General features: G+C 46.6%; 17 protein-coding genes. 4 read left to right on the forward strand and 13 right to left on the reverse strand.

Annotated features, from left to right (window positions below; translation table 11 throughout):
- Positions 1 to 3 precede the first annotated feature (3 nt).
- The 6 genes from HNP76_RS01370 to HNP76_RS01395 form a co-directional block, all read right to left on the reverse strand.
- Entirely contained in the window at positions 4 to 1,587 is a 1,584-nt protein-coding gene (locus HNP76_RS01370) for an OmpA family protein (protein ID WP_260309032.1), read from the reverse strand.
- Between the two features lie 24 nt (positions 1,588 to 1,611).
- Positions 1,612 to 2,124 (reverse strand): hypothetical protein, encoded by a 513-nt coding sequence (locus HNP76_RS01375; RefSeq protein ID WP_184656700.1) that lies wholly within the window; start codon positions 2,122 to 2,124, stop codon positions 1,612 to 1,614.
- A 1-nt stretch (position 2,125) separates the two neighbouring features.
- Positions 2,126 to 2,965: a metal ABC transporter permease gene (locus HNP76_RS01380; RefSeq protein WP_184656702.1), complete on the reverse strand. Its 840-nt coding sequence runs from the start codon at positions 2,963 to 2,965 to the stop codon at positions 2,126 to 2,128.
- Positions 2,966 to 2,974: 9 nt separating this feature from the next.
- Positions 2,975 to 3,697 (reverse strand): metal ABC transporter ATP-binding protein, encoded by a 723-nt coding sequence (locus tag HNP76_RS01385; RefSeq protein ID WP_184656704.1) that lies wholly within the window; start codon positions 3,695 to 3,697, stop codon positions 2,975 to 2,977.
- Between the two features lie 9 nt (positions 3,698 to 3,706).
- Positions 3,707 to 4,690, reverse strand: coding sequence for a metal ABC transporter substrate-binding protein (locus tag HNP76_RS01390; RefSeq protein ID WP_184656706.1), 984 nt, complete (start codon positions 4,688 to 4,690; stop codon positions 3,707 to 3,709).
- 115 nt (positions 4,691 to 4,805) lie between these two features.
- Positions 4,806 to 5,201: a Fur family transcriptional regulator gene (locus tag HNP76_RS01395; RefSeq protein WP_184656708.1), complete on the reverse strand. Its 396-nt coding sequence runs from the start codon at positions 5,199 to 5,201 to the stop codon at positions 4,806 to 4,808.
- Between the two features lie 105 nt (positions 5,202 to 5,306).
- Between HNP76_RS01395 and HNP76_RS01400 the strand changes: the two genes are divergently transcribed.
- Positions 5,307 to 7,028 carry a flavocytochrome c gene (locus HNP76_RS01400; protein WP_260309034.1) on the forward strand — a complete coding sequence of 574 codons (1,722 nt, stop codon included), beginning with the start codon at positions 5,307 to 5,309 and terminating at the stop codon, positions 7,026 to 7,028.
- Here the strand turns inward: HNP76_RS01400 and feoB (HNP76_RS01405) are convergent.
- From feoB (HNP76_RS01405) to HNP76_RS01425, 5 genes are all read right to left on the reverse strand, one after another.
- Positions 7,020 to 9,365: a ferrous iron transport protein B gene (feoB, locus tag HNP76_RS01405; RefSeq protein WP_184656712.1), complete on the reverse strand. Its 2,346-nt coding sequence runs from the start codon at positions 9,363 to 9,365 to the stop codon at positions 7,020 to 7,022. The two genes, HNP76_RS01400 and feoB (HNP76_RS01405), sit on opposite strands and share 9 nt — an antisense overlap.
- 27 nt (positions 9,366 to 9,392) lie before the next feature.
- Positions 9,393 to 9,554: a FeoB-associated Cys-rich membrane protein gene (locus HNP76_RS01410; RefSeq protein WP_184656714.1), complete on the reverse strand. Its 162-nt coding sequence runs from the start codon at positions 9,552 to 9,554 to the stop codon at positions 9,393 to 9,395.
- Between the two features lie 75 nt (positions 9,555 to 9,629).
- Complete coding sequence (gene feoB, locus HNP76_RS01415) at positions 9,630 to 12,017, reverse strand: ferrous iron transport protein B (protein ID WP_184656716.1); 2,388 nt, start codon at positions 12,015 to 12,017, stop codon at positions 9,630 to 9,632.
- 22 nt (positions 12,018 to 12,039) lie between these two features.
- Positions 12,040 to 12,261 carry a FeoA family protein gene (locus HNP76_RS01420; protein ID WP_184656718.1) on the reverse strand — a complete coding sequence of 74 codons (222 nt, stop codon included), beginning with the start codon at positions 12,259 to 12,261 and terminating at the stop codon, positions 12,040 to 12,042.
- A 31-nt stretch (positions 12,262 to 12,292) separates the two neighbouring features.
- Positions 12,293 to 12,505, reverse strand: a complete 213-nt coding sequence (locus HNP76_RS01425) for a FeoA family protein (protein ID WP_184656720.1) — start codon at positions 12,503 to 12,505, stop codon at positions 12,293 to 12,295.
- A gap of 220 nt (positions 12,506 to 12,725) precedes the next feature.
- Here HNP76_RS01425 and HNP76_RS01430 point away from each other — a divergent pair, with 220 nt between their 5' ends.
- From HNP76_RS01430 to HNP76_RS01440, 3 genes are all read left to right on the forward strand, one after another.
- A complete protein-coding gene (locus tag HNP76_RS01430) occupies positions 12,726 to 13,415 on the forward strand; it encodes a hypothetical protein (RefSeq protein WP_184656722.1) in 690 nt (229 codons plus the stop codon).
- 104 nt (positions 13,416 to 13,519) lie between these two features.
- Positions 13,520 to 14,689: a glutamine synthetase family protein gene (locus HNP76_RS01435; protein ID WP_184656724.1), complete on the forward strand. Its 1,170-nt coding sequence runs from the start codon at positions 13,520 to 13,522 to the stop codon at positions 14,687 to 14,689.
- Positions 14,690 to 14,692: 3 nt separating this feature from the next.
- Complete coding sequence (locus HNP76_RS01440) at positions 14,693 to 15,259, forward strand: ANTAR domain-containing response regulator (protein WP_184656726.1); 567 nt, start codon at positions 14,693 to 14,695, stop codon at positions 15,257 to 15,259.
- A gap of 27 nt (positions 15,260 to 15,286) precedes the next feature.
- Here the strand turns inward: HNP76_RS01440 and HNP76_RS01445 are convergent, their stop codons facing one another.
- Both HNP76_RS01445 and HNP76_RS01450 read right to left on the reverse strand, forming a co-directional pair.
- Complete coding sequence (locus HNP76_RS01445; RefSeq protein ID WP_184656728.1) at positions 15,287 to 17,158, reverse strand: SPOR domain-containing protein; 1,872 nt, start codon at positions 17,156 to 17,158, stop codon at positions 15,287 to 15,289.
- Positions 17,159 to 17,190: 32 nt separating this feature from the next.
- Positions 17,191 to 18,546, reverse strand: a complete 1,356-nt coding sequence (locus HNP76_RS01450) for a glycoside hydrolase family 28 protein (protein ID WP_184656730.1) — start codon at positions 18,544 to 18,546, stop codon at positions 17,191 to 17,193.
- Positions 18,547 to 18,560: the final 14 nt, after the last annotated feature.

Genomic DNA, 18,560 nt, shown 5'->3' on the forward strand with positions numbered 1-18,560 from the left:
ACTTTATTCCAGTATCGTGATTTCTACACGGCGGTTTTGAGCCCGGCCTGAGTCGGTGCTGTTACTTGCGATTGGCTTGTTGCCGCCGTGACCTTTACAGATGAACCTGTCGGCAGGAATTCCGCGTTTTGCGAGCTCGGTTGCGATGTTTTTTGCACGCTCTTCCGAAAGCTTCTGTTCGCCGGCAGGTTTTCCTACACTCGCGGTATGACCTTCAATCAGGAACTGAGAATTCGGGGCCAGCTTTAAGACCTCGGCAATTTCATCGAGGCGGGATTTTTCGCCCGGAAGAACCTGGTCGCTGTCAGGCTTGAATTTTATGTCACGCACGGAAAGTCGGATTCCGGCAGGCGTTTCTTCGTAAACCATGTTGTTCTTGTCCGTGCCGGAAGATGAAGAGTCTGAGACTGAGCCGTCGATGCCCCTGCCATTCCCGTCAGAACCGCTTCCTTGAGAGCCGGCCCCCCCTTTAGCAGAGGCGAATTTTTCATCCAGGCGGGATTTTACGTTCTTAGACCCGGAACTTCCAGACTTTTCCTTTTTGCTTGAAATTGAACCAAAGCCTGTGCCAGCACCAGAGACAGAAGCAGTGTCGGTTTCCGTAGAATTTCCGCCTTTCTGAGAATTACCGCCCCAAGCCAGAGAGTCGCGCTCATCTGTTCCATTACCTTTTGCAGAAGCAACTTTCTCTCCAGCCCCGGAACTTCCGCCCGCCTTTCTATCCGCTTTCACAGCTTTTGAAGTCGCTCCAGTGTCTGCCTTAGCGATTCTGTTAAGCGCGAAAATCAGCTTATCGTGGTCGATTGCAGGAGGATATTCGGTAAAGAGGGTGATTGTACCCTTCAAGTTGACCTGACTTCCGTCCGAGTAGGCAAAAGTTTCGTCAACATTGTCATTGATTAAAATAGCCTCGCCGGTCGATGCCCGCACGATTATGTCTGCCTTGTGGCCGCCGGTTGCCTTTTTCAAAGTCGAATCGCCCTTGGGGTCAAAATTAAAGTTGGAAAATCCGTAATTTGTCTGCCAGATTGCCTTTATGCGGTAAACCTGCTCACCGCGGTAGTTTTCTTCGCCCACAAAAGTATAAAGGACAAGAATCGGCATCCTCGTGAAAATGCCCTTATTCATCGGGTCAACAGCCCGCTCTCCCTCACCCTTCCATGAATCGCCGGGCTTAAGCTGCTCTGTCGAGTATGAAGGGAAGCTTCGGAAAGTCGGATATCCGTTGTCCTGGAACATAGTCATCTTGCCGTCAGCGGAAATCTTGAAAACGGAAGGAATTGCTTCGTGGATTCCGGCCATCGTCGCCTTGGAATTGCGCAAAGTTTCCTCGATTACAAAGAAATTGCCGTCGTACCAGCGGTCGCTGCGCAAAGAACGTACCCCTTCCGGAGCAAAAGAGCGGCTGATAAAAGAGCGTACCTCTCGGCTGGTCAGGCCAGAATATTTTCCGTTCACATAGCGGCGGAGATTGGTGCGCTCGACAAGAGTGTAGCCGGAGTCACCTGAATAAGCGATTTTAGTCTGAGAAAAAACAAATCCTGAAAAAAGCAAAAAAAATCCGATAAAAAAAGCAAATCTCTTCATGCTTTGATTATCGGCAGAAAAAAACTACATTTCCACTGAATCGGCTTTTACATAATTGAAGACCATGTCGCCGGGGAGCATGGCTGTGACGTAAACTCCTGTAACAGTGATGATGTCGCCCTCTTTTGGAAGCTTGTCGCCGAAGTCGTATTTGAATTCGATTCCCTGCTGACAGCATGCGAGCGCATCGGAAATTATGACGGCATAGGATGTACCGCCGTTTGCAGTTGGCGAGTTTGGATAGACGGCGAAATTGCCCCTCATTTTGATTACTTTGTCATCGTAGATTTCAGGTTCTATCATCATGTTGAAAACCTGGGAATAGACCATGTTTGAGTTCATCTCGGAAAGATCGTAGTCGATTTTGGAGCCGTCTGCAGCAAGGGCGGATTTAGCGGAAGTCGCTTCGTTCTGGGCGACGGCTGCTTCTTCGGGAGTGATGGCGTTTTCAGGAATGGCAAAGCTGGTCTCAACCGCAGATTTTCCTTTACAGGAAATAAAAACGAAAAGAATACATATTAAATATATTTTTTTCATATTAACTCCTTACTTTTCCCCAGATGTAGAAGGTCAGGAATGCCAGCAGGTCGGCGGCGACTATTGTTGAGCCTACCGGGGTGCCTGCTGGAACCGAAATCAAAAGTCCGGCCAGTGAGCATGTTACGCTTATGATGACCGAGCAGATTGTGACCGAGCGGAAACTTTTGAAGACCCGCATTGCCGAAAGTGCCGGAAAAATTACCAGGGCGGAAATCAAAAGGGAGCCGACCAGATTCATTGCCAGCACGATGATTACTGCGATTATGATTGCAATTACGAGGTTGTAGACAGAAGCGTGGGTTCCGACTGCCTGGGCAAAGGATTCATCGAAGGTGACGGCGAAAATCTTGTTGTAGAAGACGATGAATGCGGCGATTACGGCAATTGAAAGGCCTACGCAGAGCCAGACTTCGCCCGGTGTGAGCGTGAGGATTGAATATGAGCCGAAAAGCGTGGTACAGACGTCGCCCGAAAGATTATTGGACGGCTTGAAGATGTTCATAATCAGGTAGCCTAGGGCGAGGGATGCCACGGAAATCATTGCAACGGCGGCATCTCCCTGAATCTTGGTGTTTTTGCCTGTGCGGAGAAGAAGGATTGCAGCGATTACCGTGACCGGAAGAACCAGGTACATGTTGTTGGTGAGGTTGAGGACGGCGGCTACTGACATGGCTCCGAAAGCAACATGGCTGAGTCCGTCACCGATAAAGCTGAATCGCTTGAGGACCAGAGTGACTCCAAGCAAAGACGAGCAGAGTGCAACCAGAATGCCGACGATAAAGGCACGCTGCACGAAAGGAAAGTTAAGGTGAAAGAAAGAGATGAAATCCTGTAACATTTTGTCCTCCTACAGCTGCGGTCTTCCGAAGATCTTTTTAATCTGTCCGTTGCAGTCCGGGCAGGTGCTCTTGTGGATGAATTCGGCTTTTGTTCCGAAGAAAATGCTTTCGCCGATGTGGAGCACGTGGGTTGCGTATTTTAAAGCGGCTTCGACGTCGTGGCTGATCATGATGATTGTAATTCCCTCGTTGTGAAGACCTTCAATCAAAGAATACATTTCTTCCTGGGCAGCAGGGTCAAGGGCGCTGACAGGCTCGTCAAGGAAGAGCATTTTCTGAGTTGCACAAAGGGCTCGTGCCAGCAAGACTCGCTGCTGCTGTCCGCCTGAAAGCTCCCGGTAGCATTTTTTGGCAAGGTCGGTGATTCCCATCTTTGCCATTGCCCGGGCAGCCAGAAGTTTTTCTTCTTTTATATAGAAGGGACGGCGGCCGCATCGGGACTGGCAGCCGGAAAGTACGATTTCACGCACGCTGGCAGGGAAGTCTTTTTGAATCATGGTCTGCTGGGGCAGGTAGCCGATTTCGTCTGCGAGAAGACCGTCACCGGTCATGATTTTGCCCTCGATTGGCTTGATAAGATGCAAAATCGTCTTCATCAGCGTTGATTTTCCGGAACCGTTTTCGCCGAGGATGCAGAGATAGTCGCCCGCATTGACGCTGAAAGAGAGGTTTCTGATTATAACCTTTGAGTCGTAGCCCAAAGTAAGATTTTCACAAGTAAGCTGTGCCATTTTTTCCTTCTATTTTAATGCCTCAAGGTTTGCGCGCATGACGTCATAGTAGTTCTTGCCTTTCTGGGCCTGTTTTAAAGTGGTTGACTGCATTGAATCGAGTGCGATGATTTTGCAATCCTTTATGCCAGCGCTTGAAATTACGGTTTTTGCGATTTTTTTGTCCGAACTTTCTGTTACGAAAACTGACGGAGACTTTAACTCGTGCAGTTTGACTGAAAGAAAGGCGATTGTGTCGAAACTAGCCTCGCTTTCGGCAGAACAGCCGTTGAAAGCCGCATAATATTTGATTCCGAATTCGTCTGTGAGGTAAAGGAAGGGATAGCGGTCACAGACGATGATTGTCTTTTCGCCGAATGAGTTTGCATATTCCTGCTTGAGGGCAGCAAGCTTGTCAACATAAAAGACCAGATTTGCCATATATATAGAAGAATGTGCTTCGTCTTTTTCCATTAAGGCTCGGGCAATTTCGTTTGAAGATGCAATCGCGTTGTTCAGGGAAAGCCAGACGTGCTCGTCATTCTCGATTTCCTCGTCATGGTCGTCGTGCTCCTCGTGGCCGTGTTCTTCGTGTTCGTGCTCATCATGCTGCATTCCTTCGACAAGCTCTTCCTGCTTGATAAAGCCTTTGAGTTTGTCCATGAGATTGATAATAATCATCTTTTCATTGCCGGCGTTTTTGAGGGCGTTCTCAACCCAGGCGTCAGATTCGCCGCCGACGTAAATGAAAATGTCAGCCGTGGAGATTTTTACGATGTCCGCTGCAGAGGGTTGAAAACTGTGCATGTCAACGCCGTCTTTCAAAAGCAGGTCGACATAAACTGAATCACAGCCGACCGTAAGATTTTTGGCCCAGTCGTAAGCCGGGAAAATCGTGGCAAGCACAGTGATTTTCCCTTCCGAAGAAGCCTTCTCCGAGCCGGATTTTTTCTGACAGCTCAAAAGAGAAAATAAAAGAACAAAACTCAAAACAAAACCGAATAATTTTTTCATATAAATATAATCTCCATTTAGCAAAGCGTTAGGGATTGTAGGGGCGTAAGTTGCCGAAGGCAATGGAGCGATAGCGCAACCCCGGAAAGCCCGACCGTGCGAAGCGCGGTAACGCCTAATTCTTAATTCCACAATCCTTGCAGACTCCGTACAGCGTTGTCTCTGCCCTGCTGATTTCAAATCCGTCGGCCTGCTCGACCTCACTCACTAGCTTTTCAGTCTGTTCGCTTTCGAGGTGGAAGATTTTGCCGCATTTGGTGCAGGAAAGATGAATGTGATTCTTGCACTCGGAATTGTCGTAAAACTGATAGAAGGACTCCTTGCTTCCGGCCTTTGTGACCCGCTTGATTTTCTGCTCGGCTTCAAGCTCTGCCAGATTGCGGTAAACGGAACTCTTGCTGATGTTTTTGCCCTCGAGAGCCACCGCAATTTCCTTTGCAGAAAAAGTTTTGTCTGGATTTTCAGTCAAAAAAGAAAGCAATGAAGTACGCTGTTCGGTATTATAAGTCATAATTTGCAAATGATTCCCAAATTGATATCATTTAAGCAAATTCCAGCATAATTTTCAAGAGCAAATAATTTGCAAAAGCAGATATTTGAATTTACAATATTTATGATGAAGTTATCTAAAATTTTTTCATTATTTTTAAGCATTTTATTTTTATTCGTCTCCTGTGAAAAAGAGCAGAGTTCTCTCCGTGACGGCATGTTCATCGGCAAGGGCCACGGCAGGAACGGCACGGTCGAAGTTTCAATCACCGTAAGCGGCGGCAAAATCATTGACGCCGAAATCATCAAGGACATCGAAAGCCCAAATATTGCCGAGATTGCCAAAAAAAGAATTATCGAAAAATTCCTCAGAGACGGCTCAACCTCAATGATTGATGCGGTAAGCGGAGCCACAATCACTTCAAACGCAATCCTCGACGCCCTGGATGAAGCAATCGCAATTTCCCAGGGAATCAAAAAAACTTCCATCATCTACAAAGACAGCGAATGTGACATTGTAATCATCGGAGCAGGCGGGGCTGGTCTCACGGCAGCAACAGAAGCGGCCAGCAGGGGAGCAAAAGTCCTGGTCCTGGAAAAAATGCCTATTGTCGGCGGAAATTCAAATTTCTCAACCGGCGGAATCAACGCCTGCTACACAAAAGAGCAGGAAAGACTGGGCATCAAAGATTCAAAAGAAGTCTTTTTCAACGACACGATGAGGGGCGGTCAGTATCTCAACGATCCTGATCTTGTCCGCACTTTGATTGATAATTCAGCTGCTATGGTGGAATGGCTTCAGACTCCGATGATTGGAGCGGATTTGAGCGATGTCGGGGCTTTTGGCGGTGCTACGAACAAACGTATTCACAGGCCCAAAGGCGGTGGCGCAATCGGTGCACATCTCATTCCGCTGCTTCAAAAAGCGGCTCTTAAACAAGGGGCAGAAATTCGTCTCAACAACAAGGTAATTGATATTCTTTCTAACAACGGAAGGGCTTGCGGCGTAAGGGTTGCCTACGAGGGCGGCGAATACACAGTCCACTCAAAGGCTGTCATCGTTGCGACAGGCGGCTTTGGTGCCAATCCAGAAATGATTGAATTTTATCAGGCCTCACTTGCAGGATTCGCCACGACAAATCACAAGGGTGCCACCGGCGACGCCTTTAAAATGGTCGAAAAATTTGATGCCCAGCTGATTCAGATGGAGCAGATTCAGATTCATCCTACGGTCGTAAAGGGAACCGGCATCATGATTACGGAAGCCCTTCGCGGAAACGGAGCAATTCTCGTCAACAAGGCTGGCCGCAGATTCGTCAATGAAATGGAAACCCGTGACATCGTTTCGGCCGCAGTTCTGAAAAATCCAGAAAGGTCAGCCTACCTTCTTTTTGACCAGAGTGTCCGCGACTCGCTGAAGGCAGTTGAAACTTACGCAAATCAGAATCTTCTTTCGGAAGGTGCAAATCTCGTCGAACTGTCCAGGGCAATTGCAGTTGATGCCGTCGCCCTTGAATACACGGTTGACCAATACAATAAGGCCGTACAGGCAAAAAAAGACCCGGATTTTGGCCGAAACCCGGAAAGCATGGAAAGGACTCTTTCAAATCCGCCGTTCTATGCAATCGAAATCGAGCCTGCAATCCATCACACAATGGGCGGTCTCAAAATCAACACAAGGGCTCAGGTGCTGAACAAGCTTGGACTGCCGATTCCAGGCCTTTTTGCAGCTGGAGAAGTTACGGGCGGAGTACACGGAGGTCAACGTCTGGGCGGAAATGCAGTTGCAGACATCTGTATCTTCGGTAAAATCGCAGCTGATTCCGCTATCGAATTTGTCTCAAAATAAAAGCATCACAAGGCGGGCCAGAAATGCCACCAGCCAGGCCACGGCACACTGCCAGAATACAAGGGCAGCGGCCCATTTTCCGCCAAGTTCCCTCTTGATTGAAGCAACTGCCGCAACACATGGCGTGTACAAAAGGCTAAAGACAAGCAGGCTTGCCACAGCAGCAGAAGTCAAAACATCAGAAATTCCCTCCGGATAAAGGACGCCGAGGGTAGAAATAACGCTTTCCTTTGCAATAAATCCGCTGATAAAGGAAGTACAGATTCTCCAGTCACCAAGTCCAATGGGCCGGAAAAGGGGCTCCAAAAGACCTGCGAGTTTTGCAAGAATGCTCTGGGCAGAATCATCAACCAGATTCAGGTGCAAGTCAAAGCTCTGCAGGAACCAGACAACAATTGTCGCAATAAAAATTACCGTAAAGGCCCGCTGCAAAAAGTCCTTTGCCTTTTCCCACAAAAGCTGGGAAACGTTACGCAGGCCCGGAAGCCTGTAATCAGGAAGCTCCATGACAAAAGGAACGGCCTCACCCTTGAACAAAGTCTTTCGGTAAAAAAGGGCGATTACAATTCCCGTGACGATTCCAAGAAGGTAAAGCAAAGTCATAATCAGTCCGCCGTGCTTGGGGAAAAAAGCGCTTACAAAAAATGCGTAAACAGGAAGTTTTGCCGTACAGCTCATAAAAGGCGTGAGAAGGATTGTCATGCGACGGTCACGCTCGCTAGGTAAGGTACGCGTGGACATAACGGCCGGAACCGTGCAGCCAAAGCCGATAAGCAAAGGCACAATGCTCCGCCCCGAAAGCCCGATTTTGCGCAAAAGAGAATCCATCACAAAGGCAACGCGGGCAATATAACCCGAATCTTCGAGCAAAGAAAGGAAGAAAAAGAGGGTGACGATAACCGGAAGGAAGGAAAGAACGCTTCCAACGCCGGAGAAAATGCCGTCTATGACCAGATCGTGGAGGACCGGGTTGATTCCAAGCGAAGTGAGCCCAGAATCAGTGAGATCTGTAAGCAGACCAATTCCGCTTTCGAGCAGGCCTTGGAAAAAGGCTCCGATTACATTGAATGTAAGGAAGAAAACAGCCGCCATCACCGCAAAAAAAACTGGAATCGCCGTAAAACGCCCGGTAAGGACGCGGTCAATTTTCTGGGAGCGGATTCTTTCCTTGGATTCTCGGGGCTTTTTAACTGATTTTTCGCAGACCTTCCTGATAAAAGAGAATCGCATGTCTGCCATTGCCGCACTTCTGTCCAGGCCACGCTCTTTTTCCATCTGAATCAGAATGTGCTCCAGAATCTGCTTTTCGTTTACATCCAAATCAAGCTGATGGAGGATCCGCTTGTCATCTTCGAGAAGTTTGCTTGCCGCAAAGCGGACAGGAATTTTTGCCCTTTCAGCATGGTCTTGAATCAGGTGGATTACCGCGTGCAGAGCCCGGTGAACCGCACCGCCCTTTTCATTTTCATCACAAAAATCCTGCCAGAGAGGCCTTTCCTGATAATGGGCAACATGAAGCGCGTGCTTTACAAGCTCATCCACGCCCTGATTTTTTGCCGCTGAGATTGGAACGACAGGCACGCCCAAAAGTCGCTCCATTTTATTTACATCAACAGAACCGCCATTTCCGACAACCTCATCCATCATGTTCAGGGCGATTACCATAGGAATATCAAGCTCCAGAAGCTGCATCGTAAGGTAAAGGTTGCGCTCGATGTTTGTGGCGTCAACGATGTTTATGATTCCGCAGGGAGTTTCATTTAAAACAAAATTGCGTGATATAAGCTCTTCGCTCGTGTACGGCGACATTGAATAGATTCCGGGCAAATCCGTTACCAGAGTGCGCGGATTTCCACGGATCTGGCCGCTTTTTCGGTCTACTGTAACGCCCGGGAAGTTTCCGACATGCTGATTTGAACCTGTGAGCTGATTAAAAAGAGTAGTTTTGCCGGCATTCTGATTGCCAACAAGGGCATAAGTGAGCAAAGCGTCGTCAGGCAGAGGATTTCCGTCACCTTTTGAATGGAATTTGCCCTCCTCGCCAAGACCAGGATGTGATTCTTTGTCAGAAGATTGCTCTACAGAAGAATTATTTTTGCCGGAAAGAGAGCCGTCGGAAAGTTTAACTTCGATTTTGGCAGCATCGGCAAGCCGCATTGTGAGCTCGTAGCCGTGGATTTGAATTTCCATAGGGTCGCCCATAGGAGCAAGCTTAATTTTTTTTACGCTAGCGCCCGGGATAACGCCCATATCAAGAAAATGCTGACGAAGCTCGCCATTTCCACCAACCTTGACAATCTCCGCCTCGGTATTCAACTGTAAATCCTGCAATGTCATACAGGCATTATAGCAGGATTTCCCAGTTTATACATCAGTCTTGCAAGAGCCGCCTGCACAATGCGGGCAGCTTCCACCTCCGCAGCCGCATGAACAGGAAGATTTTCCGCTAAGTTTGTTTTTTATGAGTCGTACGATTACGGCAGCAACGACCACAAGCAAAATGGAACCGACAATGATATTTCCCATTTTATCCTCCAGTGTTTGAGGTGATTGAACTGAGCCGGAAGCACATTCCGGCATTCCGACTCAATCTAATCCCGGTTATTTCCCTACATTGACAGTGAGTTTATCTGCCTCAGTATACTTTTTGATGAAAAGCATGTAAATGATTCCAACAAGAGCGACTACTGAAAGAGCAAACCCAATGATATTCACATTTCCTGTGAAGAGTTTTCCAAACTGGTTGATTATGAATGCAACGAGATATGCGAAACCACACTGATAGCCGATTGCAAACCAGAACCATTTTGTGTTGTTCATCTCGCGCTTGATTGCACCGATTGCCGCAAAACATGGAGCGCACAAAAGGTTGAATACGAGGAATGAGAAGCCTGCAACAGTAGTAAATGCCTGCGCAAGAGCCTGATAAGCCGTAACGTCTCCGCTTCCGTACAAGATTCCCATTGTACCGACGATGTTTTCCTTTGCGACAAGACCTGTGATTGAGGCGACCGCAGCCTGCCAGTTGCCCCATCCAAGAGGTGCGAAAATCCATGCGATGCAAGAACCAATTTTTGCAAGGATAGAAGAATCAAGCTGCTCTTCGCTAAGCATACCGAAGCCTTCTTCTGTCCAGCCGAAGAAAGATGTGAACCAGACAACAATCGTTGAGAGCAAGATGATTGTTCCTGCTTTTTTGATGAATGACCAGCCGCGTTCCCACATTGAACGAAGAACATTACCCAAAGTCGGCATGTGATAAGCCGGAAGTTCCATTACGAACGGAGCAGGATTTCCTGCGAACATCTTTGTCTTTTTGAGCATTACGCCAGAGATGATGATTGCTGCCATACCGATGAAGTAAGCGGATGTTGCGACCCAAGCGGCTCCGCCAAAAATTGCGCCTGCAATCATCGCGATGAAAGGAACTTTTGCGCCACAAGGAATGAATGTGGTTGTCATGATTGTCATGCGGCGGTCACGCTCGTTTTCAATTGTACGGCTTGCCATGATTCCAGGAACACCACAACCAACGCCAACAAGCATCGGAATAAATGATTTTCCTGAAAGTCCGAATTTTCGGAAAATTCGGTCAAGGACGAAGGCAATTCGAGCCATGTAACCACAAGCCTCAAGGAAGGCAAGCATGAGGAAGAGAACGAGCATCTGAGGAACAAATCCGAGAACTGCACCAACACCTGCAACGATTCCGTCGAGGATAAGGCCGCTCAACCATTCAGAAGTTCCGAGCTTTTCAAGCAATCCGCCGATAACGGCCGGAACACCAGGAACCCAAACACCGTAATTTGCAGGATCCGGACCTTCTTCGCCGTATTTTTCTGCCATTGCTTTTGCTTCTTCTGCCATTTCGTCTGTGATTTCGATTGGATCAGAAGTTTCAAGAGTCTCGTCATCTACTGTGACATAAGATTTTTCGCCAGCTTCAAGAGCCTCAAGGATTGCCGGTGTATCACCGTATTCTTCTGCAGCCTCTTCATAAGCTGCGCTTCCGATTCCAAGAAGATGATAACCGTCACCAAAAAGACCGTCGTTTGCCCAGTCAGTAGCCGGAGCACCAACGCCAATCATTGCAATCCAATAAACCGCGAACATAATTACGGCAAAAATCGGAAGACCAAGCCAGCGGTTTGTTACAACACGGTCAATTTTGTCAGATTTTGAAAGAGAGCCGGCGTTTGCCTTTTTATAGCTTGACTTGAGAATCTGTGCAATGTAGATATATCGTTCATTCGTGATGATACTTTCTGCATCATCATCAAGCTCTTTTTCAGCAGCCTTTATATCAGTCTCAACGTGCTCAAGTGTGTTTGCTTCAATTTTAAGCATTTCAAGAACTTTATCGTCACGCTCAAAGACTTTGATTGCGTACCATCTCTGCTGCTCTTCCGGAAGATTGTGAACAACAGCTTCCTCAATGTGAGCAATTGCGTGCTCAACAGGACCTGGGAAAACATGCTGAGGCACAGTTTTTGTCTGTGCTGCGGCTTTGATTGCTTCTTCGGCCGCTTCCATTACGTTAGTGCCTTTGAGGGCTGAAATTTCAATGATTTTGCAGCCAAGCTGGCGGCTCAGTTCAGCAACATTGATTTTGTCTCCGGCCTTTTTAACCAAATCCATCATGTTGAGGGCAATTACAACCGGGATTCCAAGCTCAACGAGCTGTGTTGTAAGGTAAAGGTTTCGCTCCAGGTTCGTTGCATCAACGATGTTCAGGATTGCATCAGGCCGCTCGCCAACCAGGTAATTTCTTGCGACAACTTCTTCAAGTGTATATGGAGAAAGAGAGTAAATACCAGGAAGGTCTGTTACGATAACGCCGTCATGTTTCTTGAGTTTTCCTTCCTTTTTTTCAACAGTAACTCCAGGCCAGTTTCCGACAAACTGATTTGAGCCTGTGAGCGCATTAAAAAGCGTAGTTTTTCCCGCATTCGGGTTTCCAGCAAGTGCAATACGAATATTTTCTGCCATTTTTTATAATTTCTCCCTTTTTTTACTCGATTTCTATCATTTCTGCATCAGCTTTGCGAAGAGAAAGCTCGTAGCCGCGGACAGTTACTTCAACAGGGTCTCCGAGCGGGGCAACTTTTCGGACGAAGATTTCAACGCCTTTCGTCACGCCCATGTCCATAATCCTTCGCTTTACCGCACCTTCTCCGTGCAGCTTGACGACTTTTACAGTCTCACCGATTTTTACATCACGCAATGTTTTCATTTATTTTCCTCCAATTGTTTGCTGACATTTTCTAAACCATGATTTTTCGCGCCATTTCTTCGCTTATGCCGATTCTTGACTCTTTGACTTTGACGATTACGTTTCCGCAAAGCGAGTTGATTACCATGACCGTGCCGCCTACATTAAAACCGAGGTTTGCCAGATGATGACGGACTTCCTCGCTTCCACCGATTTTCTTGATGACCTGCTCTTCCCCTGAGTTTGCAAAAACTAATGGTATCATAGCTTATCTTTTGTTATCCTCTGATAATTATCACAAAATAATATATATTACCTATTGATAACTTTCAATACCTTTTAGCAATAAAAATTAGCCGTCATCTTAAAAATCAGCAATTTAATAGAAAAAAAGTAAATTTATTCTGAATCTTTATGACCAAAATTGAATTTTTCAGTAACATATTTCATAGCTTAGGGTGTCTAATAATTAACGAGGTTATGATATGAAAAGATTTGCTATTTTTATTACCCTTTCTCTTCTCGGTTTGAATGTTTTCGCAAAAACCTGGGAAAGCAATGTCTGTGCTGGTTTTACAGTTCCAGTCTCAAGAATCGGAGTTGACAAAAAAGGTGTCGATGATATTACCCAGCTCTGCTACGGTCTGGAAGGATTCTACATCGGCCGCCACGAAAATGGTCTGACCGTCAAGGGAGACTATGCCATCGCACTCACAACCACCAGGGACATCCATATCCAGGATCACAAGACAAACGTCGGTTTCCTCACAAATACAAGTTTTGGCGCAGGATATTCTTTTGAGCCGGCAGACAAATGGCTTATTTCAATCACAGGAATGTTCGGTGCAGACGTTTCAATCTTCAAGGATTCAGACGACGACGTTGAATACAATTACTCAAACGTAGAGGACAAAAAGGCTGACTACGACCGCACCCTCTCACTGATTACCCTGAACTTCGGCGCTGACTTTTTCGTCCGCCACACAATGGGAGAGCACTTCGGAGTCTTCACAAACCTTTCTGCCCGCTACATAATCGGCGGCTGGGGCGAAGACGAGGCTTCCTACTCTTACCACACATCAAGAGTTGACCGCACCGACAAAAAGACCGATCACACCGATTTGTTCGGATATTTCCGAGTCCAGCCGACAATCGGCGTATGCTGGACATTCTAGGAAATATCAGCTAAAATATTTTGGATAACGGCAAAGAGGTCGTAGGTTTTGAGCTATTTTTATCGGCGCAAAGTCTACGGCCTTTTTTGTTACTGGAGAAAAGCATGTATTACACAGAAGAAGAAGTTTTGGATTATGTAAAAGAAGAAGATGTCAAATTCGTGCGCCTTGCCTACTTTGACCTTTCGGGCAAGCAGAAGAACGCCACGATTATGGCAAGCGAGCTTCCAAGGGCTTTTGCAGACGGAATTTCTTTCGATGCCTCTGCCATTCCAAATTTTGAGGAAGCCAATCACTCTGATTTGATTTTATATCCTGACGCTTCAACACTTTCTGTCCTTCCATGGCGCCCAAGTGCAGGCAAAGTAATCCGCATGTTCTGCGACATCAAGCACCCGGACGGAACACCATACAAAAAGGACTGCCGCTATCTGCTCAAAACAGCCGCTGCAAAAATCAAGGCTGAATGTGGAATCGACCTGCAGTTCGGCACAGAATTTGAATTCTATCTCTTTAAATTGGACGAAAACGGCGAGCCAACAAAAATTCCATTCGACAACGCAGGCTACATGGACCTTGCTCCGGAAGACAAGGGCGAGAACATCCGCCGCAACATTTGCTTTACGCTCGAACAGATGGGAATCACACCTGAGTCAAGCCACCACGAGGAAGGTCCGGGCCAGAACGAAGTTGATTTCCGCTATTCAGACTCGCTCACCTCAGCTGACAACGCCTCAACTTTCAAATGGATTGTAAGGACAAAGGCTCAGGAAAGCGGCCTTTACGCTGATTTTTCACCAAAACCCCTTCAGGACAAACCTGGCTGCGGGATGCACATCAATATTTCCTGCTCTGATCAATCAAAAACTGAGAACATCATGGCCGGAATCCTCAAGCATATCGAGGAAATCACCTACTACCTCAACCCTACTGAAAATTCTTATCAGAGGCTGGGAGAATCAAAGGCTCCGAAATTCATCTGCTGGGGCCGGGAAAACCGCTCAGCCCTCTTAAGAATCCCTGCTGACAAAAATCCAAGGATTGAAATCCGTTCACCGGATCCAACCTGCAATCCCTACATCGCCTTTACCCTTTTGATTCACGCCGCAATTGACGGAATCAAAAACAATCTGCGGGCAAGTGAAGCCGCAACAGAAAACCTCTTCGACAAGGAAGTTGCTAAAAAAGTGAGCTACAAAACAATTCCTGACACTCTCGAAGAAGCAAAGGCAATCGCAGAAAACAGTGAATTTGTAAAAGGAATTTTGTGCTAGCAAATGACGGGTGACACTTATTCAGTCCTTCTTGTGACAAAAGACACAAAAATATCCACTCTCGTAAGCGCCATGCTTTTCCCGCCCATGTTTGAGCTTTCAGTCTGCCAGGATTTTAACGAGGCCCGCCGCAAATGTGACGAAAGGGTTTTCAGCATCGTTCTGGTCGACTTTGCAGAGGGCGAAGGCACGGATTTTGCCATTGACATTTCCGACGCCTCAAGCACGATTCTGCTTTTTGCCCCCCAGGAGCACTTTGACCAGATCAGCTACAAGGTCGAAGGCTACGGAATTCTTACACTCACGTCTCCGTTCGATCAATTTTACTTCTATAATATGATTAAAGTGGCGATTGCGGTTCAGTACAAGGTACAGGTTCTTTCAAGCCAGACTACAAAACTAAAGGAAAAGATGGAAGAAATCCGAATCGTAAACCGTGCGAAAATGCTTTTGATGCAGGTGAAGGGAATGACGGAAGCCGAAGCCCACCGCTACATCGAAAAAGAAGCGATGGACACCGGCGCCAAAAAAATTGCAGTAGCAAACCTTATCATCAACACATTAAGCTGATGATAGGCCGCTTTTTTTCAAGACTTTTTACCAGATTTTCAAATCCTTTCCCTGCTGAACTAAATCTTCCTTAGAGAAAGAGCTTGTCGGCTCTGAGTCAATTGTGATTACATAAGATTTAGTTGAGAAAGAAACTTCCTTCTGGCTTGTATTAACGAGATACCAACCCTCCATGCCATTCACTTCGACAGGCTGATTTACGTCAGAAAGCTCGACTTTATTTTTAGCATCCATGAACTGACGGTGAACATTTCTTGCGTTGAAATCATAGTCCAAATCATAGAAACCGAAGCAGAAGAGATTATTGTTCTGAACGTAATATGTTTTTGCAAGTGAGTGACCGACAATCGGAAGAGCCCAGTCAACATTTCCCCGCTCGCTGGCATAATCTTCAGCAACTTTCTTGAAGCTGAAGCAGATAAAATCCCTTGCAAGCTCAGGATTTTTGTCCGGGAGAACGAAGAATGACCTTCTCATCTGCGGATAAAGTGAAAGAGAACCGTCGCTGAATGAATCAATCAGGAAGTTGATGAAGTCTTCCTTGACGAAATCCTTTGTCGTAACCTTAACGAAGAGTTTCTGGGCTATATTCTGGCCGCTGAGAATCCATTCGCCTGCATTTTCGTACAACTCACATTCAAATACGCCGTCATTTGCTCCGAACTGCATGTTCTCAACTTCGCCAGTAACTTCGTCTTTCGGGAAATTTTCTGCATCTGCGAGGAAAACGCTGACTTCCTTGCGGTACAATTCGTCACGGTATTTTGCCAGCAAAGCCGCATGAACTCCTTCCTCACCGTCAAAATAGTCGATGATTGCACTTGCTGCATCAGGTTTTGTGTCACTTACGCGGTAATTGTCGAAATCAAGAATGAAAATGTCCTGAATCGGGAAATTCTTGTTGGCAGGGAAAAGTTTTACGAGCTTTTCAACAGATTCCGAAAGACCAGCCGGCACTTCCTTTCGTCCATCGTCAAAAGTAACGTTCTCATTTGCGATGACTTCATCATATTTTTTGATTTTGTCCTGAATTTCCCGGAAATCAGAAACCTGGGTGTCAGCGATTCCGGCATCAGTGAACTGGCTGCACAAAGCCTCTGCTTCCTCGCGGTTTGCAAAAGCTCCTACATGAATATTGAAGGCAAAGAATGATTTTTCGTCAAAAGTGTTGAGCAGGTATGGCTCGAAACCAAGTTCCTTGAGTCGGCTGCTGTCATTTTCTGCGAACTGATTGTATTTATAGGAACGAACCAAAACTGAATATGGAGTTTCCTCGCTGAGAACAGCCTTTTCATTCTTGTCGAGGGTTTTCGGCTCCTCAACAATGATTACAGGCGGAACTTCTGGCGCAGGCTCAGCGGCTTCAACAGGAACTTCCGGCACTGGGGCAGGAGCTGGCTCAGGTTCTGGCGCAACTTCAACAACAGGAGGCTCAGGAATAGGTTCTGGAAGAGGTGCTGGTGGCGGAGGAAGTGGCTCCGGTGCAGGAATAACCTTTGGCTCAGGTTTCGGCGCTGGCTTTGGAGCCTGTTTCGGTGGAGGTGGAAGAGGGGCTGGCTTTGCGACAGGCATTTTCTTACCTTCACAAACCCAGAATCCCTTGAGACCGAGTTCTTTTACAAAGGAATATTTTTTGACTTCATCACGATATTTTCGTGCGTCTTCAATTTTTTTGAATTCCTTGGAAAGAAGGACACGGTAATAATTCTGATTTTTGACTTTGCTTTCGCTGATGAATGCCGCCATGCTCTGCTTTTCAAGCTTTTGAACCATGGTTTCGGCATTTTTGAGGTTTTTGTAAGAAGCCACACAAACGTGATAGCCCTCAGCAAACAAAGCTCCAAAAACGAAGATGTTCAATAAAAGTACAGAAAGTAAAAATTTAAGCGATTTTTTCATATTTGCTCCCGACTTTTATTGTCGGCAAATTTTTACTCGTAGATGAATGTTTCTTTTGGACCTTCGATTACTACATTCTCAAATTTGGCATCAGGGGCATTTCTTACGCGGAAACTCTTGACAGTAACTTCCGGCAATCCGTAGAACATGTCGCTTTCCATCGGTGAGCAGTTTGAAGACTCATCCGTAGTGAAGTGGCAGTCACGGATTTCGAGGTTGTCGATTGGCATTTCCGGCAGACCGACGATGAAGCCGGCGCTGGCCTTACAGTTTTTGCCCTTACAGCCAATGATTTTTACGTCATGGATTCGCGGAGTTTCGCTTGTGACAGGCTGTTTTTCCAGGCTGAACAAAGGAGATTTTGTGTCAGTGATTCCGCACTTGTAGTACATGTTCATTGCAATCGGACAGAGGGTGTCGTCCATCAAAAGATTGCTGAGTGTGATGTCATAAAGGTCTCCGCCACGACCACGGCGGCTCTTGATTCGGATTCCACGGTCAGTTCCGCTCAAATCACAGTTTTCAGCGAGAACGTGCTGGATTCCGGCAGCTGTCTCAGAACCGAAGACGATTCCACCGTGAGCAAAGCGGACCTTGCAGTCCTTAATCGTAACGTTTGCAGTAGGCTTGTTTACGCGGATTCCGTCAGCACCAGAACCTGATTTGAGACAGATTCCGTCATCACCAACGCTTACCGAACAATTCAAAATCTGTACGTTTGTGCATGAGTCAACGTCGATTCCGTCTGTGTTCGGTGCAGAATATGGATTTTCAATAACCAAATCGCGGAGAATCAAATCATCTGTATAAAGAGGATGGACTGTCCAGAAAGGAGAATTTTTAAGCTGGACGCCCTCAAAAACAACGTGCTGGCAGTTTCTGAATTCAACGAGACAAGGGCGAAGGAACTGAATGTTGCGTCCGCCGCCACCGCCCGGCTGATTTTCGTAATCCGGGTTCAATTTTGCAAGTGCAAGCTCGTAAGATGCCATCGGTTTTGACTGGCCGACTGATTTTTTGGCCTTGAGGATTCCCCACCAGTCATTTCCGTTGCCGTTAATTGTTCCTTTTCCGGTTACAGTGACATTTTTGCAACCATCAGCACGGATAAGTGCATGCATTGCATAACACTCAACGCCTTCCCAGCGGGTAAAGACAGGAGGATATGCGTTTGGATCGGTAACAAAAGAAAGTTCCGCTCCTTCTTTGAGTTCCAGCGTTGTATTATCAACTAAATCAATAGGCCCGGTTCTCCAAGTTCCTGCATCAACGACAAGTTTTCCGCCGCCATTTTTTGCAAGGTTATCAAAAGCCTTCTTAAAGGAATTGGTATTATCAAAATTTCCGTTACATTTTCCGCCAAAATCCTTTAAATTGATTTCCATCATAGCAATCCTCATTC

It is taken from the genome of Treponema ruminis (assembly GCF_014201975.1).
Taxonomy (GTDB): domain Bacteria; phylum Spirochaetota; class Spirochaetia; order Treponematales; family Treponemataceae; genus Treponema_D; species Treponema_D ruminis.

Coding starts and splice junctions, on each gene's coding strand:
- HNP76_RS01430 (WP_184656722.1), top strand. CDS start 12,726: ATGAAAAGATTTGCTATTTTTATTACCCTTTCTCTTCTCGGTTTGAAT.
- HNP76_RS01450 (WP_184656730.1), bottom strand. CDS start 18,546: ATGATGGAAATCAATTTAAAGGATTTTGGCGGAAAATGTAACGGAAAT.
- HNP76_RS01440 (WP_184656726.1), top strand. CDS start 14,693: ATGACGGGTGACACTTATTCAGTCCTTCTTGTGACAAAAGACACAAAA.
- HNP76_RS01370 (WP_260309032.1), bottom strand. CDS start 1,587: ATGAAGAGATTTGCTTTTTTTATCGGATTTTTTTTGCTTTTTTCAGGA.
- feoB (WP_184656716.1), bottom strand. CDS start 12,017: ATGGCAGAAAATATTCGTATTGCACTTGCTGGAAACCCGAATGCGGGA.
- HNP76_RS01385 (WP_184656704.1), bottom strand. CDS start 3,697: ATGGCACAGCTTACTTGTGAAAATCTTACTTTGGGCTACGACTCAAAG.
- HNP76_RS01425 (WP_184656720.1), bottom strand. CDS start 12,505: ATGATACCATTAGTTTTTGCAAACTCAGGGGAAGAGCAGGTCATCAAG.
- HNP76_RS01400 (WP_260309034.1), top strand. CDS start 5,307: ATGAAGTTATCTAAAATTTTTTCATTATTTTTAAGCATTTTATTTTTA.
- HNP76_RS01435 (WP_184656724.1), top strand. CDS start 13,520: ATGTATTACACAGAAGAAGAAGTTTTGGATTATGTAAAAGAAGAAGAT.
- HNP76_RS01390 (WP_184656706.1), bottom strand. CDS start 4,690: ATGAAAAAATTATTCGGTTTTGTTTTGAGTTTTGTTCTTTTATTTTCT.
- HNP76_RS01375 (WP_184656700.1), bottom strand. CDS start 2,124: ATGAAAAAAATATATTTAATATGTATTCTTTTCGTTTTTATTTCCTGT.
- HNP76_RS01380 (WP_184656702.1), bottom strand. CDS start 2,965: ATGTTACAGGATTTCATCTCTTTCTTTCACCTTAACTTTCCTTTCGTG.
- HNP76_RS01420 (WP_184656718.1), bottom strand. CDS start 12,261: ATGAAAACATTGCGTGATGTAAAAATCGGTGAGACTGTAAAAGTCGTC.
- HNP76_RS01395 (WP_184656708.1), bottom strand. CDS start 5,201: ATGACTTATAATACCGAACAGCGTACTTCATTGCTTTCTTTTTTGACT.
- HNP76_RS01445 (WP_184656728.1), bottom strand. CDS start 17,158: ATGAAAAAATCGCTTAAATTTTTACTTTCTGTACTTTTATTGAACATC.
- feoB (WP_184656712.1), bottom strand. CDS start 9,365: ATGACATTGCAGGATTTACAGTTGAATACCGAGGCGGAGATTGTCAAG.
- HNP76_RS01410 (WP_184656714.1), bottom strand. CDS start 9,554: ATGGGAAATATCATTGTCGGTTCCATTTTGCTTGTGGTCGTTGCTGCC.